Source organism: Geodermatophilus sp. CPCC 205761 (genome assembly GCF_051383655.1).
Lineage (GTDB): Bacteria > Actinomycetota > Actinomycetes > Mycobacteriales > Geodermatophilaceae > Geodermatophilus.
Map to the genome: position 1 here is coordinate 1 of NZ_JALPKQ010000006.1, position 17,736 is coordinate 17,736.

General features: G+C 75.4%; 18 protein-coding genes. 11 read left to right on the forward strand and 7 right to left on the reverse strand.

The features are described 5' to 3' along the window. Nucleotides 1-388, forward strand: a 388-nt coding sequence (locus tag MY526_RS04865) for a zinc-binding dehydrogenase (RefSeq protein ID WP_436703372.1), incomplete at its 5' end; no start/stop codon positions are given. Further along, on the forward strand, nt 385-993 hold the full coding sequence (locus tag MY526_RS04870; RefSeq protein ID WP_436703373.1) for an MBL fold metallo-hydrolase: 609 nt from the start codon (nt 385-387) through the stop codon (nt 991-993). The genes MY526_RS04865 and MY526_RS04870, both read left to right, overlap by 4 nt. 3 nt (nt 994-996) lie before the next feature. On the opposite strand, the gene MY526_RS04875 is transcribed toward MY526_RS04870, so the two are convergent. Continuing rightward, entirely contained in the window at nt 997-1,641 is a 645-nt protein-coding gene (locus tag MY526_RS04875; RefSeq protein ID WP_436703374.1) for a DUF5701 family protein, read from the reverse strand. Between the two features lie 153 nt (nt 1,642-1,794). On the opposite strand from MY526_RS04875, the gene purF reads away from it, so the two are divergent. Together purF and purM are read left to right on the forward strand one after the other, a co-directional pair. Beyond that, nucleotides 1,795-3,348: an amidophosphoribosyltransferase gene (gene purF / locus MY526_RS04880; RefSeq protein WP_436703375.1), complete on the forward strand. Its 1,554-nt coding sequence runs from the start codon at nt 1,795-1,797 to the stop codon at nt 3,346-3,348. Next, nucleotides 3,345-4,412 (forward strand): phosphoribosylformylglycinamidine cyclo-ligase, encoded by a 1,068-nt coding sequence (gene purM, locus MY526_RS04885; protein ID WP_436703376.1) that lies wholly within the window; start codon nt 3,345-3,347, stop codon nt 4,410-4,412. Before purF ends, purM begins: the two co-directional genes overlap by 4 nt. A 145-nt stretch (nt 4,413-4,557) precedes the next feature. Here purM and MY526_RS04890 read toward each other — a convergent pair whose 3' ends face one another. The 3 genes from MY526_RS04890 to MY526_RS04900 all read right to left on the reverse strand — a co-directional run bounded on the left by MY526_RS04890 (nt 4,558) and on the right by MY526_RS04900 (nt 6,683). Continuing rightward, complete coding sequence (locus MY526_RS04890; RefSeq protein WP_436690313.1) at nt 4,558-4,782, reverse strand: DUF3073 domain-containing protein; 225 nt, start codon at nt 4,780-4,782, stop codon at nt 4,558-4,560. A gap of 185 nt (nt 4,783-4,967) precedes the next feature. Then, nucleotides 4,968-5,456, reverse strand: a complete 489-nt coding sequence (locus MY526_RS04895) for an ester cyclase (protein WP_436703377.1) — start codon at nt 5,454-5,456, stop codon at nt 4,968-4,970. A gap of 162 nt (nt 5,457-5,618) precedes the next feature. Next, nucleotides 5,619-6,683, reverse strand: a complete 1,065-nt coding sequence (locus tag MY526_RS04900) for a Glu/Leu/Phe/Val family dehydrogenase (RefSeq protein ID WP_436703378.1) — start codon at nt 6,681-6,683, stop codon at nt 5,619-5,621. A gap of 121 nt (nt 6,684-6,804) precedes the next feature. Here MY526_RS04900 and MY526_RS04905 point away from each other — a divergent pair, with 121 nt between their 5' ends. Further along, nucleotides 6,805-7,773, forward strand: a complete 969-nt coding sequence (locus tag MY526_RS04905; RefSeq protein WP_436703379.1) for a sugar ABC transporter substrate-binding protein — start codon at nt 6,805-6,807, stop codon at nt 7,771-7,773. 334 nt (nt 7,774-8,107) lie between these two features. Beyond that, nucleotides 8,108-9,373 (forward strand): M23 family metallopeptidase, encoded by a 1,266-nt coding sequence (locus tag MY526_RS04910; RefSeq protein ID WP_436703380.1) that lies wholly within the window; start codon nt 8,108-8,110, stop codon nt 9,371-9,373. 62 nt (nt 9,374-9,435) lie between these two features. Here the strand turns inward: MY526_RS04910 and MY526_RS04915 are convergent, their stop codons facing one another. Continuing rightward, nucleotides 9,436-9,960 carry a hypothetical protein gene (locus MY526_RS04915; protein ID WP_436690303.1) on the reverse strand — a complete coding sequence of 175 codons (525 nt, stop codon included), beginning with the start codon at nt 9,958-9,960 and terminating at the stop codon, nt 9,436-9,438. Nucleotides 9,961-10,085: 125 nt separating this feature from the next. Here MY526_RS04915 and MY526_RS04920 point away from each other — a divergent pair, with 125 nt between their 5' ends. Genes MY526_RS04920 through MY526_RS04930 form a run of 3 tightly spaced genes read left to right on the forward strand, consistent with a single transcriptional unit; the run spans nt 10,086 to nt 13,899 of the window. After that, nucleotides 10,086-10,955: an MBL fold metallo-hydrolase gene (locus MY526_RS04920; RefSeq protein ID WP_436703381.1), complete on the forward strand. Its 870-nt coding sequence runs from the start codon at nt 10,086-10,088 to the stop codon at nt 10,953-10,955. Continuing rightward, nucleotides 10,952-12,283, forward strand: a complete 1,332-nt coding sequence (locus tag MY526_RS04925; RefSeq protein ID WP_436690299.1) for a class I adenylate-forming enzyme family protein — start codon at nt 10,952-10,954, stop codon at nt 12,281-12,283. Before MY526_RS04920 ends, MY526_RS04925 begins: the two co-directional genes overlap by 4 nt. Further along, nucleotides 12,280-13,899 (forward strand): GMC family oxidoreductase, encoded by a 1,620-nt coding sequence (locus MY526_RS04930; RefSeq protein ID WP_436703382.1) that lies wholly within the window; start codon nt 12,280-12,282, stop codon nt 13,897-13,899. Before MY526_RS04925 ends, MY526_RS04930 begins: the two co-directional genes overlap by 4 nt. Nucleotides 13,900-13,902: 3 nt before the next feature. Here the strand turns inward: MY526_RS04930 and MY526_RS04935 are convergent, their stop codons facing one another. Together MY526_RS04935 and MY526_RS04940 are read right to left on the reverse strand one after the other, a co-directional pair. Then, nucleotides 13,903-15,984: a transglycosylase domain-containing protein gene (locus tag MY526_RS04935; protein WP_436703383.1), complete on the reverse strand. Its 2,082-nt coding sequence runs from the start codon at nt 15,982-15,984 to the stop codon at nt 13,903-13,905. 172 nt (nt 15,985-16,156) lie between these two features. Then, nucleotides 16,157-16,360, reverse strand: a complete 204-nt coding sequence (locus MY526_RS04940) for a hypothetical protein (protein ID WP_436690293.1) — start codon at nt 16,358-16,360, stop codon at nt 16,157-16,159. 186 nt (nt 16,361-16,546) lie between these two features. Here MY526_RS04940 and MY526_RS04945 point away from each other — a divergent pair, with 186 nt between their 5' ends. Then, complete coding sequence (locus MY526_RS04945; protein WP_436690291.1) at nt 16,547-17,257, forward strand: phosphodiesterase; 711 nt, start codon at nt 16,547-16,549, stop codon at nt 17,255-17,257. After that, nucleotides 17,254-17,691: a helix-turn-helix domain-containing protein gene (locus MY526_RS04950; RefSeq protein WP_436703384.1), complete on the forward strand. Its 438-nt coding sequence runs from the start codon at nt 17,254-17,256 to the stop codon at nt 17,689-17,691. Before MY526_RS04945 ends, MY526_RS04950 begins: the two co-directional genes overlap by 4 nt. The last annotated feature ends 45 nt before the right edge of the window (nt 17,692-17,736 follow it).

The following is a 17,736-nucleotide window of genomic DNA, read 5'->3' on the forward strand; positions in this document are numbered from 1 at the left end:
CGACGCCGTCGAGGCGATCAAGGGCCACACCGGCGGCTTCGGGGTCGACGTCGCGATCGACGCCGTCGGCCACCCGGCGGTGTTCGAGCAGGCCTTCTACGCCCGCGACCTGGCCGGCCGCGTCGTCCTGGTGGGTGTCCCCACCCCGGACATGACGATCGAGCTGCCGCTGATCGAGATCTTCGGCCGCGGCGGTGCGCTGAAGTCCTCCTGGTACGGCGACTGCCTGCCCTCCCGCGACTTCCCGATGCTGGTCGACCTGTACCTGCAGGGCCGCTTCGACCTCGACGCCTTCGTCTCGGAGACCATCGGCATCGACGACGTCGAGTCCGCCTTCGAGAAGATGCACCACGGCGACGTGCTGCGGTCGGTCGTGGTCTTCAAGTGACGGCGAGGATCGACAAGACCGTCGTCAGCGGGGTCTTCAGCCTCGACGGTCAGGACTTCGACGTCGACAACAACGTCTGGCTGGTCGGCGACGACAGCGAGGTGCTCGTCATCGACGCCCCGCACCGCGCCGAGCCGATCGTCGAAGCGATCGGCGGGCGCACGGTCACGGCGATCGTGCTCACCCACGGGCACAACGACCACATCACCGCCGCGGTCGACCTCCGCGAGGCCACCGGCGCGCCGATCTGGTTCAACCCGGCCGACCGGATGCTCTGGGACGTCGTCCACCCCGACGCGGCCCCCGACTCCGAGCTGGCCGAGGGCACCCGCTTCGAGGTGGCCGGGACGACGCTGACGGCGCTGCACACCCCCGGCCACTCGCCGGGCAGCACCTGCCTGCACGCGCCCGACCTCAACACGGTGTTCACCGGGGACACGCTGTTCTGCGGCGGCCCCGGCGCCACCGGGCGCTCCTACAGCGACAAGCCGACGATCCTGAGCTCGATCCGGTCGCGGTTGCTCACGCTGCAGGGCGACACCGTGGTGAAGACCGGCCACGGCGACGACACCACCGTCGCCGCCGAGGTCGACAACATCAACTGAGGTTCAGGCAACCGGCACACGGCGCTGGGCGGAGGCGAAGCCCAGCCACGTGTGCCGGTTGCCGGCCCAGCACCAGCCGACCTTGGGCGCGTCCCGCCGCTCGCGGCCGTCGCGGCCGGTCCCGTTGCTGAGCCAGAGCGCCGGCGTCCGGGCGTCGAGCGTGCCGTTCGGCCTGCGCCGCCGGGAGCCGATCGTCATGAAGCAGTGGTTGCGGTCGAGGACCTCGGGGGCCTGCAGGACCCACTGCACGCCCTCCCCGAGGGTCAGCGGCGTCCGGCCGGCACCGGTGACCGCCGGCAGGGCCTCGTCCGGGCTCCAGTTCGCCATGGCGTCCCCGCGGTCGAGCCCCTCGACGAGGTAGACCGGGCCAGGGGGCAGGTCCACGTCCGCGATGGGGGCGAACGCGTCGACGTCGGTCATGTCGCCGACGACGAAGCCGCGGCGGCCCCGCACCTCCAGCAACGGCGCCAGCGCCGAGGCGGGCGCCCGGTCGGGGTGCAGGACGAGCAGCCCGCACCGGTCGCGCGCGGCCGCCGCGACCTCGCGCAGGTCCGCGGCGGAGACCCCCGCGACCTCGTGCGCCCCGACGGCGACGAGCCGCTCGGCCTGGTCCGCGACGGAGGGCAGGGTGGTGAGGGCGACCGGCACGGACACCTCCGGATCGGCGGGGCACGGGCTGGGGGTCAACGCGCCGGTCGCCGTCCTGGTTCCCGGCCGTGACGACCCCTCGGACCGCGGAACGTGGGCACGGTCACCGTGGGGCGCCGCGGGAACGGAGCCCGCCCCGGTACCGTGGTCTGCGTGCCACGCGGTGACGGACGGCTGACGCACGACCTCGACCCCCACTCTCCCGGTCCCCAGGACGCCTGCGGCGTCTTCGGGGTCTGGGCGCCGGGGGAGGAGGTCGCGAAGCTGACCTACTTCGGTCTCTATGCCCTGCAGCACCGTGGTCAGGAGGCCGCCGGGATCGCAGTCTCCGACGGCGCCTCGGTGGTCGTCTACAAGGACCTCGGGCTGGTCAGCCAGGTCTTCGACGAGGCGACGCTGGGCAGCCTGCGCGGCCACCTCGCCGTCGGCCACACCCGGTACTCCACGACCGGCGCCTCGACGTGGGAGAACGCCCAGCCGACGTTCCGGACGACGGACGCCGGCACCGGCCTGGCGCTGTGCCACAACGGCAACCTGGTGAACACCGCCGAGCTGGCCAGCCGGGCCGCCGACGCCGGTGTGCCGGGCGCCTTCGCCTCCACGACCGACTCCGACCTGGTGACGGCGCTGATCGCCGCCCGGCCGGACCTCTCGGTGGAGGCCGCGGCGATGGAGGTGCTGCCGCAGCTGCGCGGCGCCTTCAGCTTCACCTTCATGGACGAGACCACGCTCTACGCCGCCCGCGACCCGCAGGGCGTGCGCCCGCTGGTGCTGGGCCGGCTGGAGCGCGGCTGGGTGGTCGCCAGCGAGACCGCGGCCCTGGACATCGTCGGCGCCTCCGTCGTGCGCGAGGTCGAGCCCGGTGAGCTCATCGCGATCGACGAGGACGGCCTGCGCAGCCAGCACTTCGCCGCGGCGCAGCCGAAGGGCTGCGTCTTCGAGTACGTCTACCTGGCCCGCCCCGACACCACGATCAGCGGCCGCGGCGTGCACGCCGCCCGGGTGGAGATCGGCCGTCGGCTGGCCAAGGAGCACCCGGCCGACGCCGACCTGGTGATCCCCGTCCCCGAGTCCGGCACCCCCGCCGCGGTCGGGTACGCCGAGGCCTCCGGCATCCCCTACGGCCTGGGCCTGGTCAAGAACTCCTACGTCGGCCGCACGTTCATCCAGCCGTCGCAGACCATCCGGCAGCTCGGCATCCGGCTCAAGCTCAACCCGCTGCGCGACGTCATCCGCGGAAAGCGGCTGGTCGTCGTCGACGACTCGATCGTGCGCGGCAACACCCAGCGGGCCCTGATCCGCATGCTGCGCGAGTCCGGCGCCCTCGAGGTGCACGTGCGGATCTCCTCGCCGCCGGTGAAGTGGCCCTGCTTCTACGGCATCGACTTCGCCAGCCGCGCCGAGCTCATCGCCAACGGCCTGGACGTCGACGGCGTGCGCGCCTCGATCAACGCCGACTCGCTGGGCTACGTCTCCGAGCAGGGCCTGATCGCGGCCACCGAGCAGCCGGTCAACCGGCTGTGCACCGCCTGCTTCACCGGCCAGTACCCGATCTCCCTCGGGGAGAGCGAGGTGCTGGGCAAGCACGTGCTCGAGGGCATCGAGCGTCGGGTCGACGGCACCCGCGCGGTCAGCGGCTGGACCGGCCAGCAGGCCGGCAGCGCCACCGTGCCCGGCGGTGCCGACGACGCGCTCACCCGCCCGTGAGCCCTGCCGTGGACGGCGAGTTCACCTACGCCGCCTCCGGCGTCGACATCGACGCAGGCGAGCGGGCCGTCACGCTCATGCGGACGGCGGTCGAGAAGACCAACCGGCCCGAGGTCGTGGGCGGCCTCGGCGGGTTCGCCGGCCTGTTCGCCCTCGACACGACCACGTACCGGCGTCCGCTGCTGGCCTCCTCGACCGACGGGGTGGGCACCAAGATCGCCGTGGCCCGCGCGCTGGACCGGCACGACACCGTCGGCATCGACCTGGTCGCGATGGTCGTGGACGACCTGGTCGCCTGCGGGGCCGAGCCGCTGTTCCTCCAGGACTACGTCGCCTGCGGCCGGGTGGTCCCCGAGCGGATCGCCGCGATCGTCACCGGCATCGCCACCGGCTGCACGCAGGCCGGCGCGGCCCTGGTCGGCGGCGAGACCGCCGAGCACGGGGACCTCATGGCGCCCGACGACTACGACCTCGCCGCGACCGCGGTGGGCGTCGTGGAGGCCGACGCGGTGCTGGGCCCCGAGCGGGTGCGCGACGGCGACGTCGTCGTGGCGATGGCGTCCTCCGGGTTCCACTCCAACGGCTACTCGCTGGTGCGGAAGGTGGTCGCCGCCGCGGGCCTGGACCTGGCCGCGACGCCGGCCGGGCTGGACCGGCCGCTGGGCGAGGAGCTGCTCGAGCCCACCCGCATCTACGCGCTGGACTGCCTGGCGCTGGTCGCCGAGTTCGGCGTCGAGGGCGTGCACGCCTACGCGCACATCACCGGCGGCGGGCTGGCGGGCAACACCGCCCGCGTCGTCCCGGACGGGCTGGCCGCGGTGCTCGACCGCGGCACGTGGGCGCTGCCGGCCGCCGTCTCGCTGCTCGAGGAGCACGGCGTGCCCCGCGCGGAGTCCGAGCGGGCGTTCAACTGCGGCGTCGGGATGGTCGCCGTCGTCGCCCCCGAGGCCGCTGACGGCGTCGTGGCCACCCTCACCGGTCGCGGCGTGCCCGCCTGGGTCGCCGGCACCGTGGGCCCCCGCAGCGGGGACGCCGCCGCCTCCCTGGTCGGCTCCTACCGCTGAGAGAGGACCCCGTCCTCACGCCTCGCACGCTCGGCGCGAGCCTCGGGACGTGGCCACGTGGACGGCTGGGGACGTGCGACGACACCGCGGCTCCCCGGAGGGAGTCGCGGTGTCGTCGCCTCAGACCGCGCGCGTCAGGCGCGGATCAACGGCTGGCTGCCCAGTCGTCGTCCGTGTCGTCGTCCGCCCAGCGGTCGGTGTACTCGTCGTCGTCCTCGTCGTCGTCGGTCGCCCGGTGAGGAGCGGTGTACGACGTCGATGGTGAACCGGCCAGCTCGCGCTGGAGCGCGGAGAGGTCGGTGTTCGGTGAGCTGTACTTGAGCTCACGGGCCACGCGTGTCTGCTTGGCCTTCGCTCGGCCGCGCCCCATCGGCTCGACCCCCTCGTTACGGAGTACGGGAGCCCAGCTCCGGGCTGGACGGCCCGCGTGGCGACCCCGACTGAGTGATTGTGTCTCCAGCGAGCTTACGACACGGATCGACGGCGGGCACGGGTCTCCCCCCGCTGTCCCTCGTCAGGGGGCCGCGAGCGCCGCCGGACCCGTCCGTCCGGGTGTCAGCGGGTCGACCCGGCCCGTGCCTGGTCGGTGGCCGCCCGCGGCCCGGGCACCGTTGCGCCGGCCGTGTCGGACCCGGCGAGTCCCAGCTGGGTGAGGAGGTCCAGCTGGTCGTAGTAGAAGTGGTGCTCCACCGCCACGCCGCCCCGCACGGTGACGATGTCGCACTCGCGGACCCGGATGGCCTTGCCCGTGGCGGGCAGCTCACCTTCCGGTGAGGTGAGCGTCGCCGTGTGCGTCCCGACGATGTAGCCCTCGTCGATGGCGGTGTCGCCGCTCTCGAACTGCCGGCCGTTCTCCCACGACATGTCCGGGAACCCGCGCCGGAAGCCCAACAGGTAGTCGGTGATCGCGTCGGCGCCCTCGAGCCGGGGTCCCTCCGGCCGGTCGGCGACCGCGTCGGGTGCGTACAGCCCGCGCAGGGCATCGGCGTCCCCGCGCACGATCGCCTCGGTCATGCGGTCCGCGATCTCGCGTGCCTGTCCCATGACGACCTCCTCAGCCGTCCGGGCGCCCCCGTCCACATCGACGGCGAGGCGCCGGGCGCCGTCGCGAGCAGCGCGTCCCGGGCCGGGCCCGCGCCTGCGGCGGGACCGCGCCCAGCCTCGTGGGTCCCCCGTGCCGGGGCCAGGGGCGAACGGCCTCGGCGCTCAGCGCGGCAGCCGGATCTGGGCCAGCCGGCCCACCGACCGCATCCGCTCCTCCGCGAGCCGGTCGGCGGCGACGGCGGGGGAGACGCCCTGCTCCTCGGCGGTGCGGAACACCCGGAGGGCGACGTCGAAGATGCCGGCGGCCCGGGCCTCGGCGCGGGGGAACGAGAAGCCGTGCCGCTCGTCCTCGACCTGGATCACCCCGCCGGCGTTGACCAGGTAGTCGGGCGCGTAGAGGATGCCGCGCCGCGTGAGCTGGTCGGGGATGCCGTCGTGGGCCAGCTGGTTGTTCGCCCCGCCGCAGACGACCTCGGCCTCGAGCACCGCGACCGTCTCGTCGTCGAGGGCGCCGCCGAGCGCGCAGGGGGCGTAGACGTCGGACGGCGTGCGCACCAGCGTCGCGGTGTCGGCGACGGCGTCCACGGCCGGGTGGCGGGCCTGCACCCGCTCCACGGCGCCGGCGTCGACGTCGGTGACGACCACGTCGGTACCGTCCTCGACGAGCCGGTCGACCAGCCAGCTGCCCACCTTGCCGACGCCGGCCACCGCGACGGTCCGCCCGGCCAGCGACGGCTTGCCCCAGCGGTGCTGCGCGGCGGCCCGCATGCCCTGGAAGACGCCGAAGGCGGTGAGCACCGAGGAGTCGCCGCAGCCGCCGTTGGCCTCCGACCGGCCGTGCGCGAAGCGGGTCTCGCGGGCGACGACGTCGAGATCGGCGTTGTAGGTGCCGACGTCGCACGCGGTCAGGTAGCGGCCGCCCAGGGCCTCGACGAAGCGGCCGTAGGCGCGCAGCAGCGCCTCGGTCTTGTCGGTGTGCGGGTCGCCGATGATGACCGCCTTGCCGCCGCCGAGGTCCAGCCCGGCGAGGCTGTTCTTGTAGGCCATCGCCCTGGACAGGGCGAGGGCGTCGGCGACCGCGGCCTCCTCGCTGGGGTAGGGGTAGAAGCGCGTCCCGCCCAGCGCCGGCCCGAGCGCGGTGGAGTAGATCGCGATGATCGCGCGGAGCCCGGACCCGGGGTCGGAGCAGAAGACGACCTGTTCGTGCCCGGAGCCGAGAACGTCCACGCGGCGAGCCTAGATCGGGGTCCGTCGCCCGGGGCCCGGGACGCAGGCCTCCCGCCCGGCCCCGCCGGCGGGCGGGCATGATCCTGGGATCGCACACCCCGACGGCTCCCGGGGGTCGACCATGGCTGCTCCCCAGCGACTGCTGGCTCTCGCCGTCGCCGCGCCGCTGCTGCTGGTCGCCTGCTCGACCGACGACGGCAGCGGGGGCGGGAGCGAGGACAGCGGGGACCGCGACCTCACGATCTCGGTGGTCACCCACGGCTCGGCCGGAGACGCCTTCTGGGACGTCGTGCAGAACGGTGCCGACGCCGCCGGCGAGGACCTCGGCGTCTCCGTGGACTACCAGGGCGACGGCGACCCCCAGCGCCAGTCGCAGCTCGTCGACGCCGCGGTCAACCAGGACGTCGACGGCCTGGTCGTCTCGATGGCCAACCCCGACGCGCTGCACGACTCCATCGCCGCCGCCGTCGAGGCCGGGATCCCGGTGGTCACGATCAACTCCGGCGGGGAGCGGTCGGCGGAGTTCGGCGCGATCGGCCACGTCGGCCAGGACGAGGCGATCGCCGGCCGCGGCGCTGGCCGGCGGCTGGCCGCCGACGGGGCGCACGACGTGCTCTGCGTGGTCCACGAGGCCGGCAACGTCGGGCTGGAGCAGCGGTGCGCCGGCGCGGCCGAGGGCCTGGGCCGGGAGCCGGTCCTCCTGGAGGTGGACATCAACGACCTGGAGACGGCGCGGTCGGCGATCACCTCGCAGCTGCAGACCGACGCGGGCATCGACGGCGTCCTCACGCTGAACTCCGCCGTCGCCGCGGTGGCCGTCGCCGCAGCGTCCGACGCGGGGTCCGACGCGCAGATCGCCACCTTCGACCTGAACCAGGACGTCATCCGCGGCATCCAGGCCGGGGACATCTCCTTCGCCGTCGACCAGCAGCAGTACGAGCAGGGCTACCTGCCGATCGTGATGCTCACGCTCTACGCGGAGAACCTCAACACCGTCGGCGGCGGCCGGCCGGTCCTCACCGGGCCGGGCATCGTCGACGCCTCGAACGTCGACGCGATCGCCGACCTCGCCTCCGCCGGTACCCGCTGAGCGCGTGTGCCCCGCCGCACCGCCGGCGGCGCCGGGGTGGCCTGCCGAGAAACCCGCTCGCCTGCCCTCAAGGTCACCCCTCGGGGTGACGAGAACTGAAGGGACAGGAGGGGAGCGGGCGCTCCCGTGAGCACGGTGTGACAACCGTGCCGCGTGTTGCCTTTGTTACTCGATGTGACGATGCGACGCTGCGCCAGCCCCCACGCACCCCTCTTCCCCAGGGAGCGACATGCTGCACTGCCGTGCCCGCCGACGCGGAGCGGAGGCCTCTCCGGCCGCCGCGCGCCGCTCTCGGACGCGCGCCACCGCGGTGCGGGCCCTGCTCGCCGGAGCGGTGACCGGAGCCGTCCTGTTCGGCTCGGCCGCGCCCGCCGGTGCGGTCCCCGCGCCGCCGCCCAACCCCACCGACAGCGACCTCGGGCAGGCGCAGTCCGCGCAGGACGCCGCGGCCGCCGAGGTGGGCCGGATCGCCGCGCTGGTCGCCACCGCCGAGGGGGAGCTCGAGCGGGTGGGTCACCAGGCCGAAGCCGCCGGCGTCGCCTACCTCGTCGCCGAGGAGGCCCTCGTCACCGCGCAGGCCGAGGCGGAGCGGACGGCGGCGGAGCTGCAGGTCGCCGCCGCGGCCGTCGACGCCGCCCTGTCCCGGATCGCCGGCTTCTCCCGCGACAGCTACATGAACGGCAGCTCGCTCTCCACCGCTGCGGTGCTGCTCGACGCCGAGGGGCCGGCCGAGCTGGTCCAGCGCGCCGCCATGCTCGACTTCGTCTCCGCCAACCAGGTCGACGTCCTCGGCCAGCTCGAGGTCGCCCGCGTGCAGCAGGCCAACGCCGACTCCAGCGCCCGCGCCGCCCGCGACCAGATGGCCGCCGCCGAGGCCGAGGCCGAGGCGGCCAAGGCCGCCGCGGACAGCCAGCTGGCCGCTCAGCAGGCCGCCTACGACCAGGTCGCCGCGCAGAAGGCCAGCTACGACCAGCAGCTGCAGGCCGCGCAGATCCGGCTGCTGGAGCTGCAGGGCGCGCGGAACGCCTACCAGCAGTGGGAGCAGCAGAAGGCCGCCGAGGAAGCCGCCGCCGCCGAGGCCGCCCGTCGCGCGGCCGCCGAGGCCGCCGCTGCCGCAGCCGCCGCCCGCAACACCGTCGAGCGGGAGTCCTCCTCCGGGCAGTCCTCGTCGAGCAGCGGAGCCTCCGGGGGCTCGGGCCCGTACGTGAAGCCGACCTCCGGCCGGACGTCGAGCTGCTACGGCTTCCGCTGGGGCACCCTGCACGGCGGCGTCGACATCGCCGCGCCCATCGGGACTCCGGTCTACGCAGCACACTCCGGCGTGGTCCAGCGGGCCGGGACGGCCACCGGCTTCGGCTACGCGGTCTACATCCGCGGGGACGACGGCGCGGTCACCGTCTACGGCCACGTCAACCGCTACTTCGTGAGCGCCGGCGAGCGGGTCTCGGCCGGCGAGGAGATCGCCGAGGTGGGCAACCGCGGCCAGTCCACCGGCCCGCACCTGCACTTCGAGGTGCACCCCGGCGGGGCGCTGCACGGCGGTCAGATCGACCCGGTGCCGTGGCTGCGGGCCCGCGGGGTCACCGTCGGCGGCTGCTGACGAAGGCCCCCTGCAGGGTCCCGCCGCGAGCCTGCGAGCGGTGGGGGCAGGGGGTCCTTTCCCTAGCTCGTCGGCGCCGGGGTGCTGAGGGCGCAGTTCTGGACGACGTAGGTGGTCAGGTTCGTCTGGGCCTGGCCGAGCTCCGCGGTCACCTGGGCCTCGGCGTCGTTGAACTGCTGCTGGCCCTCCGGTGTGTTGAGGTCCAGGCCGGCGGCGGTGTCGGCGAGCCGGCGCAGGGCGTCGAGGATGCCGTTCCAGTCCGGCGCGATGTCCGCCGGCGGCTCCACCGTCTCCAGCGTGGAGATCACCTCGGGCAGCCGCGCGGCCACCTCCGCGTCGGTGGCGGTGCCGAGGGTGGACTCGAGCTGCCCGAACGCCGTCGTCACCTGGGAACAGAACTCGGCGGCGGCCGGGTCGGGCGCGGCGGTCCCGCTCGGGTCGGCGGACGAGGAGGTCGCCGGGCTCGACGACGTCGCGCTGGAGGTGGCCGCCGGCTCGTCGTCCCCGGAACCGCCGCAGGCGGTGAGCAGGACGGCGGCAGCGGCTCCGGCGACGGCCGTGCGGAACAGGGTCGCGGGCTTTCGCATGGCGGCACGCTAGCCGGTACCCGCGCCCGGGCGGGGAGGCGTCACCGATCGGCCCGCGTCCGCTCCTCGCTCGTTCCCCGCCGGTGCTCCCGCGGCCGACGTCCGGCACCGCTAGCGTGCCGGTCGTGCAGATCCCGGCCGACCCGCGCGTCTCGTGGGACCTCCCGGCGCCCGGCGCCATGCCCCGCACGGCCGACCTCGAGCCGCTGGTGACCCGCGTGCTGGCGCCCAACCCCTCCCCGATGACCCTCGACGGGACCAACACCTACGTGGTGGGCGCGCCCGGCAGCGGGCAGGCCGCGCTCGTCGACCCCGGCCCGGACGACCCGGCCCACCTGGCCGCCGTGGAGGCCGCGCTGGCCGAGCGGGGCGCCCGCTGCGTCGCCGTGCTCGTCACCCACCACCACGGCGACCACGCCGAGGCCGCGCTGCCGTGGGGCGCCCGCCTCGGCGCGCAGGTGGCCGCCGCGGACCCGCAGGTGGCGGGGCCCGGTGGGCGCGTGCTCGAGCCCGGGCAGCGGCTGACCCTCGCCGGGACGACGGTCGGTGTCGTCCCCACGCCCGGGCACACCGCCGACCACCTGGCCTTCCGGCTGGAGTCGGGCGCGGTGCTGGTCGGCGACCACGTGCTGGGCCGGGGGACGTCGGTGGTGACCCACCCCGAGGGCGACGTGCTGGCCTACCTGGAGTCGCTGCGCCGGGTGCACGACCTGGGGCCGAGCGCGCTGTACTGCGGCCACGGCCCGGAGCTCACCGAGGACCCCGGCGCGGTTCTCGACTTCTACCTGGCGCACCGGGCGATGCGGGAGGAGCAGCTGCTGGCCGCGCTGCGGACGGGGCCGCGGACGGTCGACGAGCTGGTGGCCGAGGTCTACGCGGCGGTGCCCCGCGAGGTGTGGCCGGCCGCCGCGCAGTCGACCCGCGCCACCCTGGACAAGCTGCTGGCCGAGGGGCGCGTCGAGGGCCGGCTCGACGGGCCGGTGCGGTTGGCGTGAGCGGGGTCGCCGTCGTCCGGGCCGCGGACAGCGAGCGCGACCAGCGCCGCGCGGCGGCGGCGCTGGCCGCCGCCGGCCTGCGTGCCGGCGACCGGCTGCTGGTGTCGGCCGCGTCCTCGCCGGAGCTGCTGGCCGTCGTCCTGGGCGCGCTGCGCACCGGCGTCGTCCCGGTGGTGCTCGACCCCGCGCTCCCCGCCGCCGAGCGGGCCGCGCTCGCCGAGGACGCCGACCCGCGGCTGGACCTCGGCGCCGAGCCGGCGCGGCTGCTGACCGGCACCGCGGAGGGCGAGGTCGCCGAGGCGCCGCTGGCCCGGCCGATGCACTACACCTCCGGGACGACCGGACGGCGCAAGGGCGTGTGGTCCGGCGTGCTGGCCGAGGACGACGCCCGCGCGCTGGCCGCCGAGGAGATCGACCTGTGGGGCTTCGGCCCGGGCGACCGGCACCTGGTGCTGTCCCCGCTGCACCACTCCGCGCCGCTGCGGTTCGCCGTCCACACGCTGCTGGCCGGCGGGGAGGTGCTGCTCCCCGGGCCGTTCGACGCCGCCCGCGCGGCGGAGGCGATCGGCGCGCTGCGGCCCACGACCACGTTCTGCGTGCCCACCCACCTGCACCGCCTCCTCGGGGGCCGAAGTGGCCACCATGGCCCCTCCGAGACCGTCGACTGGTCGTCGTTCCGGCGGCTCGTGCACGCCGGCGCGCCCTGCCCCGCGCCGCTGAAGCGAGCGGTGCTCGCCGCGCTGCCCGAGGGCGCGGTCTGGGAGTTCTACGGCTCGACCGAGGCGCAGTTCACCGTCTGCTCGCCGGAGGACTGGCTGGCGCACCCCGGCAGCGTCGGCCGGGCCCGTCCGGGCCGGCGGCTGGAGACCGACGAGCGCGGCCAGCTGTGGTGCGCGGTGCCGCGGTGGGCGCGGTTCGAGTACTGGCGGGCGCCGGAGAAGACCGCCGCGGCCTGGCGCGGGGACCTCGTCACCGTCGGCGACCTCGGCCGGGTGGACGACGACGGCGTCGTGTGGCTGGACGGCCGCCGCGAGGACCTGGTGATCTCCGGCGGGGTGAACGTCTACCCGGCCGAGGTTGAGGCCGTCCTCGACGCGCACCCCGGGGTGGTGGAGAGCGCGGTCGTGGGCGTGCCCGACGAGCAGTGGGGGCAGCGGGTGGTCGCCGCCTACGTGGGCGATGCGGACCCCGGCGAGCTCGATTCCTGGGCGCGGGAGCGGCTGAGCCCGGCCAAGCGCCCCAAGAGCCTCCACCGGGTGGCCGAGCTGCCGCGGACGTCGACCGGGAAGGTGCGCCGGCTCGACCTGCCGGAGCTCCTGGGCCTGTGACCACGCCGGAGTGGGACGTGGTCGTCGTGGGGGCGGGCACGTCGGGTGCCCCGCTGGCCGCCCGCCTCGCCGACACCGGCCGGCGGGTGCTGCTGCTGGAGGCCGGCGCCGACCACGCCCGGCCCGAGGACTTCCCCGCCGACTTCCGCGACGCCGCCCGGATGGGCGCCGCGGTGCCCGGCCACCCGGCGAACTGGGACCTCACCGGCGTCCTCACCGGAGAGCTGACGTTCCCGGTGCCGCGGGGGCGCGTCGTCGGCGGGTCGAGCGCCCTCAACGGCGGCTACTTCATCCGCGGCACGCCGGCGGACTTCGACGGCTGGGCCGCGGCCGGCAACGACCTGTGGTCCGCCGATCGGGTGCTGCCCGCCTTCGTGCGGCTGGAGGCCGACCGGGACTACGGGGACCGGCCCGGTCACGGCGCCGACGGCCCGGTGCCGGTCGGCCGGCTGCGCGGCGGCCACCCCCTGGTCGAGGCGTTCGGCGCGGCGACCGAGGAGCTCGGCTTCCCCGCGGAACCGGACAAGAACGCCGGCGCCGCGCCCGGCTGGGGGCCGATCCCGTTCAACGTGGTCCGCGGGGTGCGGACCAACACCGCGATGGCCTACCTGTCGCCGCGCCGCGGCTCCCCGGGGCTGACCGTGCGCGGCGGCGTGCACGTGCGGCGCGTCGTCGTCGAGTCGGGCCGGGCGGTGGGGGTGGAGACGGCGGACGGCGTCGTGCGGGCCGGCGAGGTGGTGCTCAGCGCCGGCGCCGTGGGCTCGCCGCAGCTGCTGCTGCTCTCCGGCATCGGGGCGGCCGACCAGCTGCGCGCCCTCGGCATCGCCGTGGTCGCCGACCTGCCCGGCGTCGGCGCCGACTGCACCGACCACCCCGACGTCTACCTCACGTACCGGCCGGCGCGGCGGCTGCCGATGCCGCGCGACCTGCCGCCGCTGCACAGCGTCCTCAACGCCACCTCGGACGGCGCGGCCACCTCCGGCGACCTCGAGGTGCTGCCCTGGCTCAAGCCGTTCAGCCGGGTGATGGTGGGCGGCACCGCGGCGGGAGTGGGTGCCGTCCTGCGCCGGCCCGCGGCCACCCTCCGCGCGCTGCGCGGCACTTCGCTGCACCGGCTGCTGGACACCGCGCGGCGCCGCGACGACATGTTCCTCGGGGTGGCGCTGCAGCGGGAGGACAGCCGCGGCCGGCTGACGCTGACCTCGACCGACCCGGGCGTGCAGCCGCGGATCGAGTACCGCTACCTCACCGAGGAGTCCGACCGGCGGCGGATGCGGGAGGTGGTGCGGCTGGGCGCCGAGCTGCTGCGCACGCCGTCCATGGCCCCGCTGGTCGCCGAGCGGACCGGCCTGCCCGACGACGTCCTGGCCGACGACCGCGAGCTGGACCGCTGGATCGCCCGGCACCTGGCCACCGCCGTCCACCTCTCCGGCACCGCCCGGATGGGACCGGACGGCGACCCCGGGGCCGTGGTCGACCAGCACCTGCGGGTGCGCGGCGTCGAGGGGCTGCGGGTCGTGGACACCTCGGTCATGCCGCGGGTGACCTCGCGCGGGCCGGCCGCGACCGCGGTGATGCTCGGCGAGCGGGCCGCGGAGCTGATGAGCGGGGCCTGAGGGTCAGTTGCCGCCGTTCGGCGGCGGGGGTGCCGGCGGGGGTGCCGGCGGGGGTGCCGGCGGAGGCGGGCCCAGGGGGATGCCCGGCGGCGGGAAGAACACCGGCGGCTCCACCGACAGCACGGGGAACATCGCGTTCCGCCAGATGGGCGCGGCGAGGCCGCCGCCGAACCCGCCGACGTCCACGTTCGCCGTGGGGTTGAACAGCATCACGCTCCCGGCGTAGCGCGGCGTGTAGCCGACGAAGGCGACGGAGGACCGGTCCTGGGCGGTCCCGGTCTTGGTGGCGATCTGGTGACCGGGGATCGCCGCGCGCAGTCCCGTGCCGTACGGCAGCGTCGAGCCGCCGACGAGGATCTGGTTGAGCGTCGTGGCCACCGCCGGGGGGACGGCGTCGGGCGTGCAGGAGGCGCCGTTGCCCACCGGCGCGCCGTCCTCCCGGGTCAGCGGCTGCCCGGACCGGTCGAGCACGTCGACCACCGGTACCGGCGCGCACCGCGTGCCGTTCGCCCCGAGGGTGGAGTAGGCACTGGCCAGCGCCAGCGGGCTGGTCGCCTCCGGACCCAGCGTGAAGGACCCGCGGTTCTGTGCCACGACCTGGTCGGCGACGGGGTCGAGGGAGAACAGGCCCATCCGCTGCGCCATGCGCACCGGGCCCTCGACGCTGCCGAGCTGGTCCTCCAGGGCCACGAAGTAGGTGTTGGAGGAGCGGACCAGCGCCTCCACCATGGTGAGTGTGGGCGGCAGGTCGCCGACGTTCTCGACCGTGTAGGGGTCGAAGCCGTTGCGGTACACGCGGGAGGTGTAGGGGCTCGACGTCGTGATGGTGTTCCAGGGCGGGATCCCGCGCTCAAGCGCGGATGCGGCCACGAACACCTTGTAGGTCGAGCCGGACCCCTTGCTGGCGGCCACGTTGAGGTTGACCGACTCCTGGGTCGGATCGGCCTCGTCGAAGCCGAAGACCCGGTTGGAGCTCATGGCCAGCACGTTGCCGGTGCCCGGCTCCACCACGGTGAAGACCGCGGCGACCGGGTCACCCAGGGGGAGGGCGGCGAGCACGGCAGCGTCGCCGGAGCGCTGCAGGTCCGGCCGGAGCGTGGTGCGGATGGTCAGGCCGCCGTCCTCCAGCCGGTCCTGGGGGATGCCCAGCGCCTGGGTCACGTGCCGCTGCACGAAGTCGCAGAAGAAGCCGCCGATCACGGCGTCGACGCAGCCGTTGGGCGGTGCCGGCGCCGGGGCGGTCTCCACGGGCAGCGCCGAGACCTCGGCCAGCTGCTGGTCGGTGATGTGCCCCTGGGCGTGCATGCGCTCGAGCACGACGTTGCGCCGTTGCCGGGCCTTCTCGGGGTCGGCCAGCGGGCTGTCGGTCGTCGGGGTCTGCACCAGGCCGGCCAGCATCGCCGCCTGCGGGAGGGTGAGGTCGGCGGCGTTGACGCCGAAGTACGTCTGCGCGGCGGCCTGCACGCCGTAGGCGCCCTCGCCGAAGTAGACGATGTTGAGGTAGCGGGTGAGGATCTCCGGCTTGCTGTACGTCTCCTCCAGTGCGATCGCCAGCCGGGCCTCGCGCAGCTTGCGGCCCAGGCTCTGCTCGGTGGCCGCCTGCCGGTCCTCGGGGGTGGTGGCGGTCTGCAGCAGCGTCTGCTTGACCAGCTGCTGGGTGATCGTCGACCCGCCCTCCTGCACCGCTCCGGCGGTCAGGTTCCGCATCAGGGCGCGCAGGGTGCCCTCGAGGTCCAGCCCGCCGTGCTCGTAGAAGCGCTCGTCCTCGATGTCGACCAGCGCCTGCTCCATGACGTCGGCGATCTGGTCGGCCCCCACCGGGGTCCGGTTGTTCCGGAAGAAGTAGGTGATCACCGAGCCGTCCGCGGCGAGCACGACGGTGTTGCCGGGCGGGGTGGCGTCGGTGAGCTCGACCGGCAGCGGCTCCAGGAGCGACGCCGACCTGCTGGCGGCCAGCCCGGGCCCGATGACCCAGGGCATGAGGACCGCGGAGACCAGGGCGCCGGTCAGCGGCAGGACCACCAGCAGCAGTCCGGCGGCGCGCCAACGGGGGTGGGGGCGGCGTTCTCTGACCGACCGTGCCATCTGCGACCTCGCCGAGGCCGGCCCACTCGGAGTGAGCGGGCGGGCGCGGTCCGATGATGACGTACGGAGGCGTTCCGGGACAGGGGAACCGTCGCGGTCCGTCGTCGCACACGCCCGGAGCGTCCCGGCGGCGCGCTGCCCGCAGCCGCCGGGACGCCGGAACCAGGAGCGGTCAGCGGACCGCGGGGATCTCCGACGTGGGAGCCGCCCAGGCGTCGGGGTGGCTGCGGCCGGTGTCGGCCACCCACCCGGTACCGGTGGCCGGTGCACCCGGAGCGCGGGAGGTGGTCGGGCGGGCGCTCAGGCTGACGATGAGGGCGAGCAGGGCGACGAGCCCGACGAGGACACCGCCGACAACCAGGAGCGTCGTGAACATGTACTGACGATATGAGGCGGACCGCTCCGTGCCACAGGGCCAGATCCGACCGACCGCAGCCGGCGATTGCACAGGATCTGCCGGACCCAGACCCGCTGGTCACACCCGTCACGGTCGGATCAGCACAGATGGGCAAGTGGTGCCCGACCGGGTAAGGGACGGTCGACGTCGGCGAAGGAGGACCCCGTGCCCGACCTGCCCCGGACGGCCGGACGCGCTGCCGCCGTCCCGCTCGGTGCCCTGGCCCGCCGGCGGCGCGGGAAGCCGATGCACCCTCGCGGTGTCGTGCTCGACGCCGTCCTCGAGCGGTCCGGCGGCCCGGACGGCTGGGGCGTGCCGTGGCTGGCCGCGACCGCGGAGCAGCGGGTCGTGGTCCGGGTGTCCCGGAGCGTGGGGCTGCCCGCGCCGCTCCCGGACGCGCTCGGCCTCGCCGTCCGAATCCCCGACGGGCCGGTGGACCTGCTGCTCTCCAGCGCCGGCCGCGGCCGGCGCACCCGGCGGCTGATCGTCCCCCGGCGGGACGCGGCGACCGTCTACTCCTCGATCATGGGCTACCGCTCCGCCGCCGGGACGCTGCTGCTCGCCGCGCTGCCGGAGGCGGGGACCGGCCCCCTCCCGTCGGAACCCGAGCCGCTGGCCGCCGCGGTCGCCGGGCGCCGTCCGGCGTTCACCCTCGCGGTGGCCCGGGGCGGCGGGCCGTGGCAGCCCTTCGCCCGGCTGCGGCTGCTCGGTCCGGTCGACGCGCTCGACCCCGACGTGCGCTTCGACGCGGTCCGGAACCCGCCGCCGGGGCTGGTGCCAGACGGCCCGATGGCCCGCTTCCGCGCGCCGGCCTACGCCGCGGCACGGCGGGAGCGCTCCCGGGCGCGCGGCCCCGGGCCGGGGCCGGCGCGGTGACCGCGACGGCGTCCCGCGGCGTCCCGGCCGAGCTGCTGGTGCACCTGCGCCGCGCCCGGGACCACATCGACCGGCACTTCGCCGACGACCTCGACCTGGACCGGCTGGCGCGGGTGGCCGGGGTGTCGAAGTACCACTTCGTGCGCTGCTTCGAGGCCGCCTACGGGGAGACGCCGATCCGCTACCTCACCCGGCGGCGGGTCGAGCGCGGCCAGGACCTGCTCCGCTCGGCGAACCTCACCGTGACCGAGATCTGCATGGCCGTCGGCTTCGCCAGCCTCGGCTCGTTCTCCTCCCGGTTCCGGCAGCTGGTGGGGGAGTCGCCGGTGGCCTACCGCGGCCGGTGGGCGGCCCGCGGCGGCGCGCACGTGCCCGGCTGCTTCCTGTTCATGCGCGGCGTGGTCGACGTCGCCGGGACGACCGGGTCGCGCTGAGCAATCTGGGAGAAGCCGGACGGCGCAGGCGCTCCCTACCGTCGT

What these genes read in the sequence shown, in the direction of transcription:
- MY526_RS04940 (WP_436690293.1), bottom strand. Translation starts at nt 16,360, where the DNA reads ATGTTCACGACGCTCCTGGTTGTCGGCGGTGTCCTCGTCGGGCTCGTC.
- MY526_RS04890 (WP_436690313.1), bottom strand. Translation starts at nt 4,782, where the DNA reads ATGGGGCGCGGCCGAGCGAAGGCCAAGCAGACACGCGTGGCCCGTGAG.
- MY526_RS04895 (WP_436703377.1), bottom strand. Translation starts at nt 5,456, where the DNA reads ATGGGACAGGCACGCGAGATCGCGGACCGCATGACCGAGGCGATCGTG.
- MY526_RS04905 (WP_436703379.1), top strand. Translation starts at nt 6,805, where the DNA reads ATGGCTGCTCCCCAGCGACTGCTGGCTCTCGCCGTCGCCGCGCCGCTG.
- MY526_RS04935 (WP_436703383.1), bottom strand. Translation starts at nt 15,984, where the DNA reads ATGGCACGGTCGGTCAGAGAACGCCGCCCCCACCCCCGTTGGCGCGCC.
- MY526_RS04915 (WP_436690303.1), bottom strand. Translation starts at nt 9,960, where the DNA reads ATGCGAAAGCCCGCGACCCTGTTCCGCACGGCCGTCGCCGGAGCCGCT.